This window comes from Streptomyces beijiangensis, from assembly GCF_017315755.1.
In the GTDB taxonomy this organism is placed as follows: Bacteria; Actinomycetota; Actinomycetes; order Streptomycetales; family Streptomycetaceae; genus Streptomyces; species Streptomyces beijiangensis.
In genome coordinates, this window is the sequence record NZ_JAFLRJ010000369.1 from 1 (window position 1) to 15,594 (window position 15,594).

Consider the following 15,594-nt stretch of genomic DNA (forward strand, 5'->3'; position numbering starts at 1 on the left):
GCCGGTGAGAACACCGGCACGGGTCCTCAGCTCGGTGATGCGGTACAAGAGCGCCTCGTGCTGCGCGGCGCCGACAAGGACACCGTTCTGTGGGACTCCTGGCGCCGCGACGACGGCACCTGGGAAGTCCTGCTGGTGTACCGGGTGGCGACCGAAACGCACTCGGCGAGCTGGACGTACGATCCGCCGCGCCGTCTGGTGCAGGCCGTGGACGACGAGGCGCGCTCGCTCATCGGCGAGTCCGACGACTCCCTGGCCGCGCCGGAGCCGAGCTTCCCGTTCGTACCGCGCATCGCCAGGCTGCCGCGCGACCGGCCGCTCGACCGTGCCCTGGACCGGCAGCTCGACCGGCAGATGGAGCGGCCCACCGCTCCTGTGCCCGCCGCTCCCGTGGCCGACGACACCAGCGAGCGCGACTCGCTGACCAGTCTGCTGGAAGCGGTACCGAGCTTCCGCGGCGACATGGTCGTGCCCGAGCGCCCGGCTCCGCCCGAGCCGCCGGCCGCCGAGCCCGTGAGGGAGCCCGTGATCGAGGAGCCGCCGGCTGCTTCGGCAGGCGCGGGGTCCGCGTACGCCGACGTACTGATGCCCCGTGCGGTCAGTGGCCACCGCGACCGGCTGACGGGGACGACGGACCGGCAGGCGGAAGCCGACGGGGTGCGTCCCGGTCGGCGTGCGGCGGTGCCCAGCTGGGACGAGATCGTCTTCGGCACCCGGCGCAAGAACAAGGACTAGCCACCGGCTGGTACGGAGTTACGAGGAGGGGCCCGCACGCAGGTGCGGGCCCCTTTTCGCGTCGCGCGGCGTCCTACTGGGGTTCGGGGCCCGTGGCCACCGGCCGGGACTCGTCCGACGACCACTCGGACCAGGAGCCCGAGTAGAGGGCGGCCGGGAATCCGGCGATCTCCAGGGCGAGGACCTCGTGGGCGCCGGAGACACCGGATCCGCAGTAGACACCGACCTCATCCGTCTTCCCCGTGGCGCCCAGCCCGGAGAAGCGGGCAGCCAGGGCCTCCGGGGTCAGGAACCGGCCGTCCTCGCCGACATTCGCCGAGGTCGGGGCGGAGACCGCACCGGGGATGTGGCCGCCGACCCGGTCGATCGGCTCGACGTCGCCCCGGTAGCGCTCGGGGGCCCGCGCGTCCAGAAGCAGCCCGGACCGGGCCAGGGCGGCCGCCGCGTCCGCGTCGAGCAGGGGCAGCGAGCCCGGTACGGGGGCGAAGTCGCCCTCCGCCGGGCCCGGGGTCTCCGCGGAGAGCGGTCCGGTCCACGCGCCCAGGCCGCCGTCGAGGACACGGACCTGGGTGTGGCCCGCCCAGCGCAGCAGCCACCAGGCCCGGGCCGCCGCCCAGCCCTGTCCGCCGTCGTAGACCACGACCGGGCGGTCCCCGGACACCCCGGCCCCGCGCATCACCGCGCCGAAGGCATCGGGGTCGGGAAGCGGGTGGCGGCCGCCCTTGCCGGGCGGGCCGGCGAGCTCCGCGTCCAGGTCGACGAAGACGGCACCAGGGATGTGGCCCGACGCGTACGCGGACCGCTGGTTCGGGCCGCCCAGCTGCCAGCGGATGTCCAGGAGCACCGGCGGGCGCGGCCCTGCCGACTCGCTCGCGAGTTCGGATGCGGTGATGATGGCATTCATGGGTGCCATCCTCGCGCAGTGATCGGGACGGAACCACAACACCGCTGGAGAAATGCGGCGCGGCCGGGGCGCGCTGCGCGGCAGGTGCTGCAAGCATCTGGGCGGGGGTGGCCGGTCGGCCGCCCCAATCCGTCCGAGGAGAGAGTGAAGATGACCGAGGCAGCCACTCGGCGCGCCCCCGGCACGCCTTGCTGGGTCAGTCTGATGGTGCACGGCCTGTCCGCGACCCAGGACTTCTACGGAACACTGTTCGGCTGGGACTTCGAACCGGGGCCGCAGCAGCTCGGTCCGTACGTCCGCGCGCTCATCGACGGCCAGGAGGTCGCCGGTATCGGGCAGCTGCCTCCGGAGAGACACCTTCCGGTCGCCTGGACCCCGTATCTGGCGACCGACGACGCGGACGCCACGGCGGCGGCGATCCGGCACAGCGGCGGCACCGTCGGCGTCGGCCCGCTGGACGCGGGCGAGGCGGGACGGCTGGTCATAGCTTCCGATCCGGCGGGCGCGGTCTTCGGGATCTGGCAGGCGGCAGGACATCTCGGTACGGCGGTGGCCGGGGTGCCGGGGACTCCCGTATGGAACGAACTGGTGACGCGGGAGACGTCGACCGTCGGCGCGTTCTACCAGGCGCTCTTCGCGTACGAAGCCGAGGCGGTCGTCTCAGCCGACTTCGACTATCTGACACTGCACCTCGGCGGCCGGCCGGTCGCCTCCCTGCACGGTGTCGGTCATGCGCTGCCGCACGACAGGGGCGCGCACTGGATGACGTACTTCGAGGTGGCCGACGTCGACGAGGCCGCGCGGCGGGTGGCCGAACTGGGCGGCCATGTCCTGCAGCAGGCGCGCGATGGGGCGAGCGGGCGGATGGCGACGGTCGCCGATCCCGAGGGCGCGGTCTTCACGATCGTACGGTCCGCCCGCTGACGGACCGCGGGACCACCTTTCCGGACAACCGAAGTGATCTGGCTCACTTGTTCGAAGCGAAGTCTTGTATTCCACCCCCCGGTTGGCCGGGAAACGGCCACCTCACCGGCGTTCGGAGCCACTGACACACCTGTCAGCAGTGCCCCTGCCAGCGACTTTTTGTCGTTGACGAAACGGGTCGCCCGGTACTTTAATTCAGCGGAAGAGAGCACACACAGCCTCCGGAACGGGACCGGGGCGCGCCAGGACACGCTGCATTCATTTCGTGACTTCGTGACCATGGGGGATCCGAACGAAAATGGAAGCAAAGCAAACTTGGATACCCGAAGCCCCAGGTACGGCACTGGAATCCGCAGGACTCTACGAACGGCACGGCCAACTCACCGCCCTTAATGAATTGTTCGCAGAATGTTTACACGGGAACAATCGGATCGCTCTGGTCTCCGGCCCGCTGGGAAGCGGCAAGTCCGCACTCCTGCGCACTTTCGCCGACCAGGCGGCCCTCTCCGGCGCCGTGATTCTCGGCGCCACCGCCTCGCGCACCGAACAGGTCATCCCCTTCGGCGTCCTCGCCCAACTGCTGCACAGCGCCGAGCGATCGGGGCTCGGCTCGGCCGGCACCGGTGAACTGCTGCGTACCATCACGGAATCGGCCGCCGTCCACGGATCCGCCGACGAGGTCCCCGGCCGTCTCTTCCACCAGCTCTGCATGGGGCTGATGGCACTGGCCGAGCGCGCCACGGCTCCCGTGCTGATCGGCGTGGACGATGTCCAGTACGCGGATGCCGCCACCCTGCGCTGCCTGTCGTTCCTCACGCGCCGGCTGGAGGCGTGCCGCCTGCTGATCGTGCTCAACGAATCGGTCCAGGCCCAGCCGGCCAGGGCACTCCTAGAGGCCGAGATGCCGAGCGAGCCGCTGTTCCGCCGGATCCAGCTGCCCCTGCTCTCGCCCCTCGGCGTCGAATCCATGGTCGCCGCCCGCCTCGGCAGGCGTACGGCACGGGAGTTGAGGGACGAGGCCCATCGCGTCAGCGGCGGCAACCCGCTGATACTGGGCGGGCTCGCGGAGGACAGCGATGTGCTCGTACCGGCCACCGGCGTGCCGACCACCGATGTGCCGGTACTCGCCGTCGGTACGGCCTACCGGCAGGCACTGATCGGCTGCCTCTACCGCGGTGAGCCCGCGACGCTCGCGCTCGCCCAGGCACTCGCCGTGCTCGACACGTCGGCAACCCCTGAACTGGCCGGCCAGCTCGCCCGCCTCGACGCCGATGCGACCAGGCGCACGGCCGGCGCGCTCACGGCGACGGGCATCCTGGACGAGGGAAGGCTCCGGCACACCCAGGCGCGTGACGCGGTGCTGTGCGCGCTCGGCGACACGGAGCGTGCCGCGCTGCACAGCCGGGCCGCCGAACTGCTGTTCACGGCGGGCGCGCCGACCCGTACCGTCGCCCGTCATCTGCTCGCCGGTGAGCGCCCGGTGGCCCTGTACGCGGTGGCAGTCCTCCAGGAGGCCGCCGCGGACGCCCTCGACGCCAATGAGGTGGCGTTCGCGCTCGACTGCCTCAGGCTCGCGCGGCAGACGGGGACCGACGCCGACGAGCAGGCCGTGACGGCGGCCATGCTCGCCAGGACCGAATGGCGTTCGAACCCGCATCTGGCGCTCCGCTACGTACCGGAGCTGACATCTGCGCTGCGCACCGGACGCCTCTCCGGACCGGACATCGCCACTCCCGTCAACTCGATGCTCTGGTTCGGGCAGGCGGAGGGGGCGCTCGGCGTACTGCGCCTGGCCAACGGCTCGGAGGAGACCGGCGGCCCGGCGTCGTCGACCCATGTGCAGGCCTCCCGCATGTGGCTGTCCACCGCCTATCCGGAGGCCGGCCGGGCACGCCCCGACGCGCCCGCAGGGGCTCTGGCCTCGCGCTCGACCACGGCCGTCAGCCCGCATCTGCAGGCCGCCATCCTGCTGCGCAGCCTGATGCGGGACGGCCCCGGTGAGCGGCTCGCACACACGGCGGAGCGGCTGCTGCACAAGTACCGGCTCTGCGAGCAGACCGTCGGCGTGCTCCAGGCCTCCGTGCTGACGCTTCTCCTCAGCGACCGGCTGGCCACGGCGGAGCGGTGGAGCGAGCCGCTTCTCGCCGAGGCGAAGGAGAGCAACGCACCCACCTGGCAGGCGCAGTTCACCGCCCTGCGGGCGGAGATCCACCTGAGGCGCGGCGAGCTGCTCATGGCCGCCAACCACGCGCGCACCGCCCTGAAGATCATGACGTCGAAGAACTGGGGCGTCTGCATAGGCTTCCCGCTGAGCACCCTGCTGCAGGCCGAAACGGCTCTGGGCAGGCCCGAGGAGACCCTGGCCGAGCACCTCAGGATCCCGCTCCCCCACGCCATGTACCGGACGCCCGTCGGGCTCGCCTTCCTCCAGGCGCGCGGGCGGCAGCATCTCGCGGCAGGGCGGTCCTCCCAGGCGTACGACGACTTCCAGGCGGTCGGCGAGCAGGCGAAGGAGTGGCAGATGGACATACCCGCCCTGGTGCCGTGGCGTACGGACGCCGCGCAGGCCTCTCTCTCGCTGGGACTCCGCGGCGAGGCGGCCGAGCTCGCCTGGGCCCAGCTGGCCCGGTGCGCCCCCGAGCACCTCCGCATCCGTGCGGTGACGCTGCGCGTGATCGCCGCGTGCAGCCGCCCCGAGGAGCGGCCGCAGCTGCTCGTCAGGGCCGTCGAGTCCCTGCAGCAGTGCGACGATCCGTACCAGCTCGCACACCCGCTCTACGACCTGGGCTGGACCCATCAGGTGTCGGGCCGCCCGGCCGGTTCCCGGCCCGGGACGCCTCCGCCGCGCACCCCGGACGGCGCGGCGGACCAGACCGTCAGGGCCCTCTCCGCCCCGGGCCCACAGGAGCCTGCCGCCGCGCTCAGCGAGGCCGAGCACCGGGTCGCCTCACTCGCTGCCCGCGGGCACAGCAACCGCCAGATAGCGGACCGGCTCTTCGTCACGATAAGCACCGTCGAACAGCATCTGACCAGGGCGTACAAGAAACTCCATGTGAAACGGCGGGCCCAGCTCGCCCTGCTGCTGCGGGCCGGGGGCGAGGACTCCGCGCAGGCCCGCTGAGCACGTGCGCAGACATCCCGTCCCACCCGAACAAAGGTCCCCCCATGCCCTTTGACCTGCGCCCCACGACCGAGGACACCCTGACCCCTTACGGGGCCGAGGACCACATCCGCGGAGTCTGCTTCAAGAACGGTCCACCCCGCCGTATCGGTGTGGAACTGGAGTGGCTCCTGCTCGACCTCGGTGATCCGGCCCGCCCCGTCAGCCCCCTGCGTTCCGCGGAAGCGGCCTCGGCCATCCGTGCGCTGCCCCTCCGCTCGGCGCTCACCTTCGAACCGGGCGGCCAGCTCGAACTCAGCTCGCCCCCGGCCGACTCCCTCACGGAGTGCGTGGAGACCGTGGCCGCCGACCTCGAACTGGTGCGCGACCGACTGCGCCCGCACGGGCTGGGCCTGGCGGGGCACGGCCTCAACCCGTGGCACCCGCCGCTCCGGGTGCTCGACGTTCCCCGGTACGCGGCCATGGAACGGCACTTCGACCGTACGGGCCGGGCCGGCCGCTACATGATGTGCAGCTCGGCCGCGGTGCAGGTGTGCCTGGACGCAGGCTCGCAGGAGCCCGGGCCTCTGGGGCAGGACAGACGCTGGCAGCTGGCCCGTCTGCTGGGCCCCGTGCTGGTCGCCGCCTTCGCCAACTCACCGCTGCTGAACGGTGTTCCGACCGGCCTCCGCTCCAACCGGCAGGCCGTGTGGACGGCACTCGACGCGGGCCGGGCGCCGGTCAGGCGCGACGGCTGGGCGCCCGCCGCCGAGTGGGCCGCGCACGCGCTGGACTCCCAGGTCATGTTCGTACGGACCGACGACGCCCCCTGGAGCGCCCCCGAGGGGTTCACCTTCCGCGACTGGATACGCGGCGGAGCGCCCAGGCCGCCCACCACCCCGGACCTGGACTACCACCTGACGACGCTCTTCCCTCCCGTACGACCGCACGGCCATCTCGAACTGCGCATGATCGACGCCCAGTCGGGGGACGACGGCTGGCTGGTACCGCTCGCCGTCTGCTCCGCCCTCTTCGACGACCCCCGGGCGACCGAGAGCGCGTTCCGGGCCGTCAGGCCTCTCGCGGTACGCGCGGGCGCGGCACCGGCGCCGCGCAATCCGCTCTGGCGTGCCGCCGCCCGGCACGGGCTGACCGACCCCGGACTGCGCACCGCGGCGGAGCACTGTTTCATCGCCGCCCTGGAGGCGCTGCCGCGGAGGGGGGCGAGCGCCCATGTCATCGACACCGTCGCGGAGTTCACCGCCAGGTACGTACTGCGCGGCCGTACTCCCGCCGACGACGTGCTCGACTCCTGGAAGGAACACCGCGCGTGACCACCGCCCCCGTCGGCCGGCTCACTCTCACCCGCCGGCTCCCCATGAGCCACGCCGGGGCCCTGCGCTCCGACGTGCTCCTCGGGTTCTCGCGCTCGCCCCGGCGCATCCCGCCGCGATGGTTCCACGACGCCCGGGGCAGTGAACTCTCCGAGCGGATCACCCGGCTCCCCGAGTACTACCCCGCCGCCGCCGAGCGCGAGATCCTCCGGGAGCGGGCAGCGGCCATCGCCTCGGCAACCGCAGCCCGCACGCTGGTCGAGATCGGTTCCGGCTCGTCGGAGAAGACCGGGCTGCTCATCGACGCGCTCGGCTCCCCGCTCACCTATGTCCCGGTCGACATCAGCGAATCCGCGCTGACCGGTGCGGCCCACGCCCTGCTGGCCAGGAACCCCGGCCTGACCGTGCACGCCGTGCTCGCCGACTTCCAGAACGGGCTCGTGCTTCCCGCGGCGCCCGGACCCCGGCTGATCTGCTTCCTGGGCAGCACCGTCGGGAATCTCCTGCCGGCCGAGCGCGCGGCCTTCCTGCTCTCCGTACGGGCCGCGCTGCAGCCGGGGGACGCGCTGCTGCTGGGAACCGATCTGGTGAAGGACGAGGCCACGCTGATGGCTGCGTACGACGACGGGCAGGGCGTCACCGCCGCCTTCAACAAGAACGTCCTGTCCGTCATCAACCGCGAGCTCGGCGCGGACTTCGACCCGGCGGACTTCGACCATGTCGCGCACTGGGACGCGGGGCGGGAGCGGATCGAGCTGCGGCTGCGCGCCCGCAGAGCGGTCACCGCGCGCATCCCCGGCGCCGGTCTCACCGTCGCGCTGCGGTCCGGCGAGGAGATCTGTACGGAGGTCTCCGCGAAGTTCCGCAGGGAGGGACTGCGCAGCGAACTCGCCGCGGCCTGGCTCGATCCGGTCCTGATGTGGACGGATGCGCTGGACCGCTACGCCATCACGCTGGCAGTCCCGGTTCCCGCCTAGCGGCGCCGGGCCTCAGGATGCGATCGCGCTGCTGCCGCTCCCGGCGTCGTACGCCGCACGGGCCGCGGCGATGCTCCCGCGGTTGCGCCGCGCCCACTCCGCGAGCCCTTCGAGCGGATCGTGCAGTTCACGGGCCAGGTCGGTGGCCCTGTAGTCGACCCTGGGCGGCACGGTGGGGTAGACCGTGCGCACCACGAGCCCGTCGCGTTCGAGATTGCGCAGGGTGAGAGTGAGCATCCGGCGGCTGATGCCGTCGATCCGGCGCTCCAGTGCAGTGAAGCGCACAGGACCCCGCATCACGGCAAGAATGATCTGCACGCTCCATTTGCCGCCGACACGGTCTATCACCTCCCGCACAGGGCAGGCCACGGCGTGAATTTCAGGGTCGGTAACAGCGGTGTTCCCCTGGGACATAAGAGTGCCTCCTTCCGCAGGAGTTCATCCTCACAGAGCATCTACTCAGTAACAAGTCGTCCCCCGAGAACACTTGTTGGCACCCGTGCCTCCTTCGAGAAGGACCGAGACTGTGACTATTTCCGGTTCCAGCACAAAGGCCTGGTCGGGGCTGTCCTGCCTCGATTATTCCCGAAAAAACGGGGCGGTCGACCGGTTTTCAGGAGGAGGGATCCCGTGCTGAATCCCGAGGCCCTGACCTGGCAGCCGGGCGAGCGCCGGATACGCGGGACCAGAGGTGTCCACACGGTCGTCGACAGCAGCCGGCCCCTGCTCGTGCACGAGCAGGGGGTGCCGTACGCGACGTACGCGTTCCCCGACTCCGATGTCCGTACGGACGCACTGGAGCCTGCCGCCGCCCCGCCCGCCGGCGGACCCCACGCCGGCGCGACGGTCTTCTACGACCTGCGGCTCGACGGCGAGGTCGTGGCGAACGCCGCCTGGCGCTATCCGGCGGAGGGCCTCGCAGGGCACATCGCCTTCGAGTGGCTGCGCTTCCCCGGCACCGTGCTCGATCACTGGTACGAGCAGGAGGAGGGAGCCGGCGGGCAGCCACCGGACTCCCTCCACCTGATCGAGGCGGTGCGCAGTTCGCGGCACGTCCGGGTGGAGATCGAAGGCCGGGTCGTGGCCGAGTCCGACCGGCCGGTCGCGGTGTTCGAGACCGGGCTGCCCGTGCGCTACTACCTCCCGCCGGAGGACGTCGACCTGGCCTGCTTCGTGCCGTCGGGGACCGAGGTCGACTGCCTGTACAAGGGCACGGCCTCACATCTGTCCTACCGCGGCGCCGGTGGCGCGGAACTGCCCGATGCGGCCTGGTCGTACAAGGATCCGCTGCCGGCCGTACGGGCCGTCACCGGGCTCCTCTCCTTCGACGTACGGTGCGCGGACCTCACCGTGGACGGCCGCAGGGCGGGCGCCTGATGGGACCGCTACCCCCGCCCGCCGCCCAGGTGGTTCGCGTACCAGGCGCTGTCGGCGCCGAGCGCAGCGTCGAACCGCGGCCCCGGCGCGCAGCCCGTCGCGTCCCACAGCGCGGCCGAGTCGTACCAGTGATCGACCGTCAGCATCTCCAGATGCCTCTCCCGCAGACCTGCCGCGCGGACCTGTTCGAGCGCGGCGGCCCGGGAGACGCCCCCGGAAGGCACCACGACGCCGAGGTGCCGGGCGAGCGAGTCCGCGAGCGTACGCATGGACGGGGCTTCGGGGTGCGCCGCGTGGTAGACGGCACCGGGGCGCCACGTGTCGGGCCTCGCCGCCAGTACCGCGATCGCCCGGCCGAGCGCGTCCACATGGATCATCGAGGTACGGGCCGCCCCGCCGTCGACCCAGCCGGGGATCACCCGAAACAGCACCGCCAGCGCCGGGACCACCCAGCGGTCGCCGCGGCCGTGGACGAGATGGGGCCGTACCGCCATCCCGCCGGCCTCGCGGACCGCGGTCTCGGCGGCGAGCCGGCTCTCGCTGGTCACCGAGACCGGGGCGGGGACGGCGCCGGACTCCCGGAGGCCCCGGTGCGGTCCGCTGCCGTACACGGAGGCGGTGCTGAGACAGACCGTGCGGGAGACCCCCGCCCGCAGCGCCTCCGCCAGCAGATATCCGGTGCCGGTCCTGTTGATGGTCTCGCAGAGCCCGGGATCGCTTCCGACATAGGCGGCACAGTGCACGACGGCATCTGTTCCGTCACAGATTCCCCTGAGAGACTCCGGGAACCGTAAGTCTCCGCGGACGCCCAGAACACCGCGCGGCAGGGACGCTTCGGCCTCCGGCGTGCGGACCAGAGCGATGAGGTCCGTCTCGCCGCGCTCGACCAGCGCACGGAGAACGGCACTTCCGATGAATCCGGTCGTACCGGTCACAAGTACACGCTCAGACATCGCTTTCCAGCCTCCGGGGGTGTCAACATTGGTCAATAAGTTAGGGTCAGGTTTAAGCAAAGAACGAACCGGTCAACCCGTTTCTCCGGCTTCCGTTTCGGACGAAAGGCGCCTCATGGCCAAACAGCTGCGCGCAGAGCAGACCCGCACCACGATCGTCCGGGCCGCCGCCGAAGTATTCGACCGCTACGGCTACGGAACCAGCAGCCTGAGCGACATCGTGGCCCAGGGCGGGGTCACCAAGGGTGCGCTGTACTTCCACTTCTCCTCCAAGGAGGAGCTCGCGCACACCGTGATGCTGACGCAGCACCAGACCTCCATCGAAGCCGCGCGCCAGCTGGCGGCCAAGAACCTTCCGGGCCTGGAAGCCGTGATCCGCATGTCCTTCGAGCTGGCGGCCCAGTTGCTCAACGACCCAGTGGTGCGGGCCGGGATCCGGCTGACCCTGGAGGGCGGCGCCTTCCAGCAACCGCTTCCCGATCCCTACCGGGACTGGATCAAGATCACAGCCGATCTGCTGCGCCAGTCCGTGACCGAGCTCGACATCCGCGCGAACCTGGACATCGACAACACCGCGCGTTTCATCGTCAGTGCGTTCACCGGCGTCCAGCTGGTCACCCAGGTGATCGACAGCCGCCGCGCCCTGCCCGCACGGATCGCGGACATGTGGGAGGTCATCATTCCGGGTCTGGTCCCGCCCCGGAAGGTCTCGTACCACCTGGGGGTGGTCGCGGAGATGTCCGCCGAGACCACCCCCGCGTGACCTCACACCGTCTCGAGCGACCCGCGCTCCCGGACCACTGCGCGCGGTGCCAGCTCCAGCCATCCCCTGATCGCGGTGACACCGCCCTGGGCCAGGGTGAGTTCGACCCTGGACGGCGCAAGACCCGGCTCCGCCGCGGCCACCGTCCTGGCGTCTATCAGACACTCCTCGTCGATCTCCAGGAACCTGGGGAACTCCGCGTCCCCTGAGACGGGCAGTACGGCGTCGTTCCCGAGCCGGGCGACCGCGGCCTGCCGCATCGCCTCGAACGCCAGCATGCCGGGCACATGGTCCAGCGGATGATCGAAGAGCACCGGGTGCCCGAGCGGCACCCTCAGCCGCCTGACACCGTCACGGTCGGGCCGGCCCACCACCACATCGCGGGCCAACTCCCTTCCCACCATGCCGGGTTGCTCCCCGGTCACGTGCGGCGGCGGTCCGACCGAGCGCATCCGCGCGCCGCCCCAGCGGACCCGCGGATAGACGCCGGGCGCCACGCATCGCAGCCAGCCCACGCTCTGCGCGAAGAGCCTCCCGCCCAGCGTGAACTCCGCATGGACCTCCATGCCGTCGACACCGCGCGCCCTGCGCCGTATCTCCTTGATCTCCACATGGATGAGCAGCTCGGCCGGCCCGGCGTCATGGATCACGGGTGCCGTACTCCGCCAGGACAGACGCTGCATCAGAAAGGAGTGACCCAGGGGGACTTCGTACCCCACGTGGGCCAGCAGGATCCCCGCCTGGCGCGTCGACTCCACGATGATCAATGGGTCGAACGTGCCGTCCTCCGCCCCGTAGAGGCTGTGCCCGCGCGGCCATTGCGCGGCACAGAGGAAGCTGTCCCCGCCCGTCCTGCGCCATCCGGTCAGAAAGACCTCGGAGACGGCGGTGCGGTGGACGAGTGCTCGGGGGACCGTCGTCTCGTAGCCGATGGTCCCCGCTGGTATGAGTGTGCCGCCCATGCGTGCGGCGGTCGTCGGATTGGTCGGCGTAGACGGCAAGGTGGTCTCCCGAGTCGTTGTTCACCCGGGCCAAAAATACCTACTGACAGGTTTTCCGCACAAGCTTTCGCAGGATCGGAGGGTCAGTCGGCCGTGACGGGCAGCACGTCGGGCGACAGCGCGCCGGCCCCCGCTGCCTGGGCCGTCACCCTGCGCCGGTGGTGCCGGCGGCAGAGCACCTCGTAACCGACCTCGCCCGCCGAGTGGTTGACGTCGCCCACCACGACCTGGGCGCCCTCGACGACCATCTCGCCGTTGACCGTACGGGCGTTGTGGGTGGCCCTGGCGCCACACCAGCAGAGCGCCTCGACCTGGAGCACCTCGACCCGGTCGGCGAGCTCCACCAGGCGGCGCGAGCCGGGGAAGAGCCGGGAGCGGAAGTCGGTGGTGATGCCGAAGGCGAAGACGTCCAGGTCGAGATCGTCGACGACCCGGGCCAGCTGGTCGATCTGCTCGGCGGAGAGGAACTGGGCCTCGTCCGCGATGACATAGTCCGCGCGGCCGCCCTTGGAGATGTGGCTGATCAGATGCCCGTAGAAGTCGAAGCCCTCGCCCGCCTCGACGGCCGCGGTGACCAGGCCGAGACGGGAGGAGAGCTTGCCCTCGCCCGCACGGTCGTCGCGCGTGAAGATCATGCCCTGCAGACCTCGTGCCGAGCGGTTGTGCTCGATCTGAAGAGCGAGGGTGCTCTTTCCGCAGTCCATGGTTCCGGAGAAGAACACCAGCTCGGGCATGGCAGGTCGGGGGCCTTTCGAGGGGAACGGGAAGGGAGGTCAGGAACGTACTTCGAGCAGCGGGACCAGCTGCTCCACGGGGGTCATCGAGCCGTGCATGCCGACCATCTGGGACTCGTGGGGCTCCCGCCGCGAGGCGGTGATCACGACATCGGCGTGGGCGGCGGCGACGACGTCGCCGATGCGGCCGTACACCCGCTCGTCGACGGCGGGGCCGAACCAGCCGGCGGCGATCGCCTCGTCACGGCTCGCCACCCAGAACTGCTCGCCGAGCACCTCGCGCCAGACGGTGAGCACATCGGCCGCGGCACCCGGTACGGCGTAGACATGCCGGGCACGGCCCTCGCCGCCGAGGAGTGCGACGCCCGCCCCGAGCTCCCAGTCCTCGTCGAAGTCGATGCGCGACTCCTCGTCGAAAGGGATGTCGATCATGCCGTGGTCGGCGGTGACATAGAGGGCCGAGCGCGGCGGGAGCTGATCGGCGAGGCGCTGGACGAGCCGGTCGACGTACATCAGCTGACCGCGCCAGTCGTCGGAGTCGACGCCGAAGCGGTGGCCCCTGCCGTCCACCTCGCTGTAGTACGTGTAGACCAACGACCGGTCCGCCGCGCCCAGTTGGATGGCCGCGAGGTCCATCCGGTCCTCGCCGGTGAGCCGCCCGTGGAACGTACCGCCGCTGAGGGCGACCTTGGTGAGCGGTGTGTGCCGGAAGTCCGGGGACGAGACCTGCGCGGTGTGCACACCGGCCGCGTCCGCGAGCTCGAAGACCGTCGGGTACGGCTGCCAGGCGTGGGGGTCGGTCCAGGGCTTCCAGCGGAGCTGGTTCATCAGCTCACCGGTGGCCGGATTGCGTGTCGTATAGCCGGTGAGGCCGTGCGCGCCAGGGGGCAGCCCGGTGCCGACCGAGGCGAGGGAGGTCGCCGTGGTGGCGGGGAAGCCGGCGGTCAGCGGGCGTCCTGTGTTGCCCCGGGAGGTGGGCAGCAGGGAGTGGAGGTACGGGGCCTCGTCCGGGTGCGCCTTGATCTGCTCCCAGCCGAGACCGTCGATCAGGAACACACAGTTGCGGTCGGCGGGGGCGAGTTCGGCGATGGACGCTTCCATGCCGGGGACGCCCATGCCCGCGGCGAGCGTCGGGAGGAGGTCCGCGAGCGATCCCGAGCCGTACTGGGGCAGCGGCGCGGTGGAGAGAGCGAGAGGTTCCGGATCGTGCCAGACGGGCTGGGCCATCAGCGCGAGGTCGCCGCGGTCGCTTCGGAGAGCGCCTGGGAGAAGGCGAGCGTCTGGCGCACGGTGTCCGGGCCGTCGCCGGCCTCGCTGACCCGCAGGCTCAGGTCGTCGGCCGTGGAGCTGCCGGTGTAGCCGTGGTCCGCCTCGCAGTTGGGGTCGCCGCAGGCGGCGGGCTCCAGGTCGATACGGGCGACCGCGCCCCAGCCGATGGTCAGGACGACCTCGCGGGGCAGGGTCCCGGGGACGTACTTCTCCGGGTTGGCGACGACGCGGCTCAGGACGACGGAGGAGATCCGGTCGAGCTTGACGGACTCGGTGGAGGTCGTCGCGTACGGCGTCGGGGAACTGTCGTCGGCGGCCTGTTCATCGGTGTGGCTCACGATGAAACGGTGACCGGTGAGGACCAGGACGGTGCAGTGGCGGCGCACCTCGTTGGAGTCGAAAGTCGTCTCCTGGTGCACCAGGTACGAGGCGACCGGCTCGCCGCCGACGGCGGCCTCCACCGCCTCGGCCACGAGGGCCGGGTAGTAGCCGCTGCGCTCGATCGCCGCGCGCAGCCCCTGGGTCGTCGTACCGGTTTTTGCCATGACCCCCATCTTACGGCCCTGCCCGGGACGGCCGGGCCCTCGGTGGATTCAGTAGCTGGGGAGGCGTCGGGGACCCAGGTCGCCCGTGGCGGCGGGCGGTGCGAGACGTACGGAGGCGCCGAGCACGCAGAGTCCGGCCGGGGAGACGACCACGGGTTCCAGGGCCACGGAGACCACTTCGGGGTGGTCGTCGACGAGCCGGGAGACCCGCAGCAGCAGCTCTTCCAGGGCGGCCGTGTCGACAGGGGCCGATCCCCGCCAGCCGAAGAGGAGGGGCGCGGTCCTGATGGTTCTGATCAGTTCGGCGGCGTCCCTGTCGGTGGCAGGGACGAGCCGGTGGGCGGTGTCGCCCAGCAGTTCAGAGGGGGCGCCGGCCAGACCGAAGGAGAGGACGGCGCCGACGGCGGGGTCGATCGCGGCGCGTACGACCGTGTCGACGCCGCGCGGGACCATCGCCTGGACGACCGGCTGGACCTCCTCCGGCTTGCCGAGCGCGTCGGTCAACTCCTGGTAGGCGCGCCGCAGCCCGGTCTCACTTCCGATGTCCAGGCGTACGCCGCCGAGGTCGGGACGGTGGCGCAGGTGCGGGGCGGTGGCCTTGAGGGCGACGGGATAGCCGAGCTCGGCGGCGGCCGCGACAGCCGCGTCCGCGTACGGGGCAGGACGCGTCGGGCGTACCTCGATGCCGTAGAGCGCGAGCAGCTCACGGGCGTCCCGGGGCGAGAGGGGGAGTCCGCGGCTGACGTCGACATGGGCGGAGGCGAGGAGCGCCTCGATATGGGCGGCGGCCCCGGCCTCGTCGATGTTCTCGTACTCCGGAACCCTTCCCGGCTCTGCGGCCTGCCGCCGCCACTGGGCGTATCTGACGGCCTGCGCGAGCGCCCGGACGGCGCGCTCGGCGGCGGGGTAGACGGGGATCGGTCCTTGCCGGGCCTCCGCCTCTCCCCCGTCCCCGGGCGCTTCGGCGGTGGCGGGGGG

Annotated in this window: 15 protein-coding genes; 7 read left to right on the plus strand and 8 right to left on the minus strand. The window is 71.4% G+C overall.

Annotated elements, in window-relative coordinates; all coding sequences use genetic code 11:
• Positions 1 to 735 (plus strand): septation protein SepH (gene sepH / locus J0695_RS31125; protein WP_206967715.1); only part of this gene is annotated, 735 nt, incomplete at its 5' end.
• Between the two features lie 73 nt (positions 736 to 808).
• Here the strand turns inward: sepH and J0695_RS31130 are convergent.
• Positions 809 to 1,639, minus strand: coding sequence for a sulfurtransferase (locus J0695_RS31130; RefSeq protein ID WP_206967717.1), 831 nt, complete (start codon positions 1,637 to 1,639; stop codon positions 809 to 811).
• A 150-nt stretch (positions 1,640 to 1,789) separates the two neighbouring features.
• Between J0695_RS31130 and J0695_RS31135 the strand changes: the two genes are divergently transcribed.
• The 4 genes from J0695_RS31135 to egtD all read left to right on the plus strand — a co-directional run bounded on the left by J0695_RS31135 (position 1,790) and on the right by egtD (position 7,974).
• The gene (locus J0695_RS31135; RefSeq protein WP_206967719.1) at positions 1,790 to 2,563 is read left to right on the plus strand and encodes a VOC family protein; all 774 of its coding nucleotides are present in this window, start codon (positions 1,790 to 1,792) and stop codon (positions 2,561 to 2,563) included.
• Positions 2,564 to 2,861: 298 nt separating this feature from the next.
• Positions 2,862 to 5,684 (plus strand): AAA family ATPase, encoded by a 2,823-nt coding sequence (locus tag J0695_RS31140; RefSeq protein ID WP_277990052.1) that lies wholly within the window; start codon positions 2,862 to 2,864, stop codon positions 5,682 to 5,684.
• 44 nt (positions 5,685 to 5,728) lie between these two features.
• Positions 5,729 to 6,997, plus strand: coding sequence for an ergothioneine biosynthesis glutamate--cysteine ligase EgtA (gene egtA, locus J0695_RS31145; RefSeq protein ID WP_206967723.1), 1,269 nt, complete (start codon positions 5,729 to 5,731; stop codon positions 6,995 to 6,997).
• A gap of 44 nt (positions 6,998 to 7,041) precedes the next feature.
• Positions 7,042 to 7,974 carry an L-histidine N(alpha)-methyltransferase gene (gene egtD / locus J0695_RS31150; RefSeq protein ID WP_206967743.1) on the plus strand — a complete coding sequence of 311 codons (933 nt, stop codon included), beginning with the start codon at positions 7,042 to 7,044 and terminating at the stop codon, positions 7,972 to 7,974.
• Positions 7,975 to 7,986: 12 nt separating this feature from the next.
• On the opposite strand, the gene J0695_RS31155 is transcribed toward egtD, so the two are convergent.
• Positions 7,987 to 8,388 carry a winged helix-turn-helix transcriptional regulator gene (locus tag J0695_RS31155; RefSeq protein WP_206967725.1) on the minus strand — a complete coding sequence of 134 codons (402 nt, stop codon included), beginning with the start codon at positions 8,386 to 8,388 and terminating at the stop codon, positions 7,987 to 7,989.
• Positions 8,389 to 8,604: 216 nt separating this feature from the next.
• Here J0695_RS31155 and J0695_RS31160 point away from each other — a divergent pair, with 216 nt between their 5' ends.
• Positions 8,605 to 9,351 (plus strand): DUF427 domain-containing protein, encoded by a 747-nt coding sequence (locus tag J0695_RS31160; protein WP_206967727.1) that lies wholly within the window; start codon positions 8,605 to 8,607, stop codon positions 9,349 to 9,351.
• Between the two features lie 8 nt (positions 9,352 to 9,359).
• Here the strand turns inward: J0695_RS31160 and J0695_RS31165 are convergent, their stop codons facing one another.
• Positions 9,360 to 10,304, minus strand: a complete 945-nt coding sequence (locus J0695_RS31165; RefSeq protein ID WP_206967729.1) for an NAD-dependent epimerase/dehydratase family protein — start codon at positions 10,302 to 10,304, stop codon at positions 9,360 to 9,362.
• 115 nt (positions 10,305 to 10,419) lie between these two features.
• Between J0695_RS31165 and J0695_RS31170 the strand changes: the two genes are divergently transcribed.
• The gene (locus J0695_RS31170) at positions 10,420 to 11,067 is read left to right on the plus strand and encodes a ScbR family autoregulator-binding transcription factor (protein WP_206967731.1); all 648 of its coding nucleotides are present in this window, start codon (positions 10,420 to 10,422) and stop codon (positions 11,065 to 11,067) included.
• A gap of 2 nt (positions 11,068 to 11,069) precedes the next feature.
• On the opposite strand, the gene J0695_RS31175 is transcribed toward J0695_RS31170, so the two are convergent.
• The 5 genes from J0695_RS31175 to J0695_RS31195 all read right to left on the minus strand — a co-directional run.
• Entirely contained in the window at positions 11,070 to 12,029 is a 960-nt protein-coding gene (locus tag J0695_RS31175; protein WP_206967733.1) for a ScbA/BarX family gamma-butyrolactone biosynthesis protein, read from the minus strand.
• 122 nt (positions 12,030 to 12,151) lie between these two features.
• Positions 12,152 to 12,802, minus strand: a complete 651-nt coding sequence (locus J0695_RS31180; protein ID WP_206967735.1) for a thymidine kinase — start codon at positions 12,800 to 12,802, stop codon at positions 12,152 to 12,154.
• A gap of 39 nt (positions 12,803 to 12,841) precedes the next feature.
• Positions 12,842 to 14,029: an alkaline phosphatase family protein gene (locus tag J0695_RS31185; RefSeq protein ID WP_206967737.1), complete on the minus strand. Its 1,188-nt coding sequence runs from the start codon at positions 14,027 to 14,029 to the stop codon at positions 12,842 to 12,844.
• Positions 14,029 to 14,616, minus strand: coding sequence for a DUF5998 family protein (locus tag J0695_RS31190; RefSeq protein WP_206967738.1), 588 nt, complete (start codon positions 14,614 to 14,616; stop codon positions 14,029 to 14,031). The genes J0695_RS31185 and J0695_RS31190 overlap by 1 nt, the downstream gene beginning before the upstream one ends.
• Before the next feature lie 48 nt (positions 14,617 to 14,664).
• On the minus strand, positions 14,665 to 15,594 hold a 930-nt coding region (locus tag J0695_RS31195; RefSeq protein ID WP_206967740.1), incomplete at its 5' end, for an acetate--CoA ligase family protein.

What these genes read in the sequence shown, in the direction of transcription:
- J0695_RS31130 (WP_206967717.1), bottom strand. Translation starts at nt 1,639, where the DNA reads ATGAATGCCATCATCACCGCATCCGAACTCGCGAGCGAGTCGGCAGGG.
- J0695_RS31135 (WP_206967719.1), top strand. Translation starts at nt 1,790, where the DNA reads ATGACCGAGGCAGCCACTCGGCGCGCCCCCGGCACGCCTTGCTGGGTC.
- J0695_RS31140 (WP_277990052.1), top strand. Translation starts at nt 2,862, where the DNA reads ATGGAAGCAAAGCAAACTTGGATACCCGAAGCCCCAGGTACGGCACTG.
- egtA (WP_206967723.1), top strand. Translation starts at nt 5,729, where the DNA reads ATGCCCTTTGACCTGCGCCCCACGACCGAGGACACCCTGACCCCTTAC.
- egtD (WP_206967743.1), top strand. Translation starts at nt 7,042, where the DNA reads ATGAGCCACGCCGGGGCCCTGCGCTCCGACGTGCTCCTCGGGTTCTCG.
- J0695_RS31155 (WP_206967725.1), bottom strand. Translation starts at nt 8,388, where the DNA reads ATGTCCCAGGGGAACACCGCTGTTACCGACCCTGAAATTCACGCCGTG.
- J0695_RS31165 (WP_206967729.1), bottom strand. Translation starts at nt 10,304, where the DNA reads ATGTCTGAGCGTGTACTTGTGACCGGTACGACCGGATTCATCGGAAGT.
- J0695_RS31170 (WP_206967731.1), top strand. Translation starts at nt 10,420, where the DNA reads ATGGCCAAACAGCTGCGCGCAGAGCAGACCCGCACCACGATCGTCCGG.
- J0695_RS31175 (WP_206967733.1), bottom strand. Translation starts at nt 12,029, where the DNA reads ATGGGCGGCACACTCATACCAGCGGGGACCATCGGCTACGAGACGACG.
- J0695_RS31180 (WP_206967735.1), bottom strand. Translation starts at nt 12,802, where the DNA reads ATGCCCGAGCTGGTGTTCTTCTCCGGAACCATGGACTGCGGAAAGAGC.
- J0695_RS31185 (WP_206967737.1), bottom strand. Translation starts at nt 14,029, where the DNA reads ATGGCCCAGCCCGTCTGGCACGATCCGGAACCTCTCGCTCTCTCCACC.
- J0695_RS31190 (WP_206967738.1), bottom strand. Translation starts at nt 14,616, where the DNA reads ATGGCAAAAACCGGTACGACGACCCAGGGGCTGCGCGCGGCGATCGAG.